This window comes from Maribacter sp. (genome assembly GCF_049667165.1).
Classification (GTDB): Bacteria; Bacteroidota; Bacteroidia; order Flavobacteriales; family Flavobacteriaceae; genus Maribacter_A.
Genome location: NZ_JBATHS010000429.1, coordinates 1 through 3251, shown reverse-complemented (window position 1 = coordinate 3251; position 3251 = coordinate 1). Strand labels below are relative to the sequence as shown.

The following is a 3251-nucleotide window of genomic DNA, read 5'->3' as shown; positions in this document are numbered from 1 at the left end:
GCACCGAACATTTCTTTCAAGGATCCATTCTTGGCAGCTTCCACGATTTCTGAAACTGTTATTTTGCGTTCTTCCACGGGAATTCCTTCGTCTTCGGCAATTTTCAAGATGCTCTTACGTGTGATGCCATCCAGTATTCGGTCGCTCGTCGGGGCAGTGATCAACGTATCATTGATCCGAACAAAAATGTTCATTGCTCCTGCTTCCTCGATAAACTCATGGGTACTATCATCTGTCCAGATGACCTGGTTGTACCCTTTTTCAAGGGCAAGTTGGGTCGGATAGAATTGCCCGGCGTAATTACCACCTGCCTTGGCATACCCTACACCCCCATTGGCAGATCTAGAGTATTTTTCTTCAATCAATACCTTCACCTTTCCGGAGAAGTACGATCCAGATGGGGCTAGGGCAATAATGAAAGTATACTCATTGGCCGGGGAAGCATGGAAGCCGTTTCCAGAGGCAAAAATAAAAGGGCGTATGTATAGCGAACTTCCCGGGGTTTGAGGAATCCAATCCTTTTCCAATTTTATAAGTGAGATCAGACCATCCATAAAGTACTCCTCCGGTAATTCTGGAATGGCCATTCTCTTGGCAGAAATGTTCAATCGTTTGCAATTGTCCATGGGACGAAAAAGCCAGACATCATTGTTCCCATCTTTATAAGCCTTCATCCCTTCGAAAATCGACTGTCCATAATGGAATATTTTGGCCGAGGGATCAAGGGTTATGGGTTGATAAGGAATAATCTCCGGGGCATGCCAAGAACCATTTTTGTATTTTGAGACCAGCATGTGATCTGTAAAAACAGTGCCAAAAGATAAATTATCAAAATCAACCTGGTCTATTTTGGATGTTTTTGCCTTTTCGACCTTTATGTTCATCATCTTTGTCTCCATTGAATAACGTATTAATCAATAAAATTAGAAAATTATCCCAAGTGGTTCTCCTTTTTTTCTTTAAAATTGTCCTATTTTACGTTGCAAATTAAAAAATAGCGAATTATGAAAGGTTTTAACATATTTGTTGCATACTTCTTGCTCATTTCGGTGTGTTCTGCCCAGGAGGTTGCTCAGGATATGGCTTCTTTTGGTGATAGGTTTGAGGCCCATGGGAGCTTATCCGGTCTTGAAATGTCAGAAAATTATAAGAATATGGCTGTTGCCGATACTTTACAGGCCACCTTTACCGGGGTGGTCAAGGAAGTTTGTCAGTCAAAAGGTTGTTGGATGAAAGTGGTATTGGATGATGGGGCTGAGGCTATGGTGCGTTTTAAGGATTACGGTTTCTTTATGCCGAAAGACAGTGCGGGAAAGGAAGTAATCGTCAATGGTTCGGCCTTCATTGAAGAAATGAGTGTCGAAGACCAAAGGCATTATGCGGAGGACGCCGGCAAATCGGAAGCTGAGATTACAGTGATCACAGAGGCTAAAAGAACGTTGGGCTTTGTGGCCGATGGTGTTCTTTTAAAGGAGTGATGCAGCGCGAGATCATCACTACGGATGATGGTTCAAAGACCATTAGAATTAAGGATTGGGACGAACAATACCATTCGAAACATGGGGCGATACAGGAGGCCTACCATGTTTTTATAAAGCATGGACTCGATCTTTTTAAAAACCAGGATGTGCATATCTTGGAGATTGGTTTTGGCACGGGCCTTAATGCCTTGATCACCTTGTTGGAGACTTCAAAATCGAAATTTAAAATCGAATATTATGGGGTAGAGGCATTTCCAATAACAAGGGAAGAGCTATTCCAATTGAATTATATTTCTGCGTTGAAGGCGAAGCATTTTAAAAAGCAATTTGCACTGATGCATAGCGCACCTTGGCATGAGCAAGTGGCTTTGTCAGATGGATTTTTACTTTATAAAAAGCAATGTGGCTTTACCGAAATCACCTATGAAGCCTTATTCAACCTCATCTATTTTGATGCCTTTGGTGCCAGGGTGCAACCTGAATTATGGAAAGAGGATATGTTTACGATCATGTTCAAGGCGCTAAAGAAGGGTGGCGTTTTGGTAACTTATGCCGCAAAAGGTAGTGTAAGAAGGGCCATGCACGCTGTGGGTTTTACGGTCGAAAGATTACCTGGCCCACCAGGCAAGAGGGAAATGTTAAGGGCCATTAAGCCATGATGTACCTACGCCTCCACGTAAGAAACAAGAGGTATCGTATCATAAAGCCACGACATTGCGGTCAAGTTTGTTAAATCGGAATTAAAATGTCCCTAAGCGGATTTTAGATCCCATACATTTGTTTCATGAAATTATTGATAACAGGTGCGACGGGATTAGTGGGAAGGGCCATTGTTGAATTCAGCAATAGGCAAGAAATTCCTGTTAATTATTTGACCACCAGTAGGGAGAAGATTATTACGAATGAGAATTTTCAAGGTTTTTATTGGAATCCGTCCCAAAATGAAATTGATTTGGCGTGTTTTGAGGGGGTTACGGCAATCATAAATCTTGCAGGTGCTACCATTGCTCAAAGATGGACTGCGGATAACAAAAATAAAATTCTCTACAGTCGTTTGGATTCCTTAAAAACGCTGGGCTATGCCTTGGGCAAAATCGATACAAGCGCCATTACGTCGTTGGTATCTGCTTCGGCCGTAGGTATTTACCCGAATTCTATCGACCATTTATATTCCGAGGAAGACGACATGGTCGATGATAGTTTTTTAGGTGAGGTTGTTGAGAAATGGGAAAAGGAAATCGATACCTTGGCCCATTATGGTTTTCCGGTTGCGAAAGTCAGGATAGGTTTGGTATTGTCCAAAGATGATGGCGTTATGCCAAAACTTGCCAAACCGATCAAATACTATGTCGGGGCTGCTTTTGGTAATGGGAAGCAATGGCAATCCTGGATTCACATCAGCGATTTGGCACGGCTTTTTATGTTCGTGGCCCAAAATCAAATGGAGGGCACATATAATGGCGTGGCTCCCAATCCCATTATCCAAAAAAAATTGGTATGCGAATTAGCCAAAATATTGAAGGCCCCTCTATTATTGCCCAACATTCCCAGGTTTGCAATGCAATTGATCCTTGGTGAGATGTCATACCTTTTATATGCCAGCCAAAGGGTGAGCAGTAAAAAAATAGCTGAGGAGGGTTTTCTGTTCGAATACCCCAATATTGGGAATGCCCTTCAGTTCTTTTACAAAGGGGAATAATGGCCTTTCCCTTGTAATCACTACGATACTAGGGGATATTTTTTCTTGATGCCATCCTCGATTCACTTTTC

At 42.2% G+C, this 3251-nt stretch carries 4 protein-coding genes; 3 read left to right on the top strand and 1 reads right to left on the bottom strand.

Annotated elements, in window-relative coordinates:
* On the bottom strand, positions 1 to 899 hold an 899-nt coding region (locus WBM98_RS19080; protein ID WP_424367609.1), incomplete at its 3' end, for a branched-chain amino acid aminotransferase.
* A 105-nt stretch (positions 900 to 1004) separates the two neighbouring features.
* Between WBM98_RS19080 and WBM98_RS19075 the strand changes: the two genes are divergently transcribed.
* The 3 genes from WBM98_RS19075 to WBM98_RS19065 all read left to right on the top strand — a co-directional run bounded on the left by WBM98_RS19075 (position 1005) and on the right by WBM98_RS19065 (position 3180).
* Positions 1005 to 1478 (top strand): DUF4920 domain-containing protein, encoded by a 474-nt coding sequence (locus WBM98_RS19075; RefSeq protein ID WP_424367608.1) that lies wholly within the window; start codon positions 1005 to 1007, stop codon positions 1476 to 1478.
* The gene (gene mnmD / locus WBM98_RS19070) at positions 1478 to 2140 is read left to right on the top strand and encodes a tRNA (5-methylaminomethyl-2-thiouridine)(34)-methyltransferase MnmD (RefSeq protein ID WP_424367607.1); all 663 of its coding nucleotides are present in this window, start codon (positions 1478 to 1480) and stop codon (positions 2138 to 2140) included. The genes WBM98_RS19075 and mnmD overlap by 1 nt, the downstream gene beginning before the upstream one ends.
* A gap of 125 nt (positions 2141 to 2265) precedes the next feature.
* A complete protein-coding gene (locus WBM98_RS19065) occupies positions 2266 to 3180 on the top strand; it encodes a TIGR01777 family oxidoreductase (RefSeq protein ID WP_424367606.1) in 915 nt (304 codons plus the stop codon).
* Positions 3181 to 3251: the final 71 nt, after the last annotated feature.

Excerpts from the sequence above, each read along its gene's own strand:
- WBM98_RS19065 (WP_424367606.1), top strand. The coding sequence starts at position 2,266 with ATGAAATTATTGATAACAGGTGCGACGGGATTAGTGGGAAGGGCCATT.
- WBM98_RS19075 (WP_424367608.1), top strand. The coding sequence starts at position 1,005 with ATGAAAGGTTTTAACATATTTGTTGCATACTTCTTGCTCATTTCGGTG.
- mnmD (WP_424367607.1), top strand. The coding sequence starts at position 1,478 with ATGCAGCGCGAGATCATCACTACGGATGATGGTTCAAAGACCATTAGA.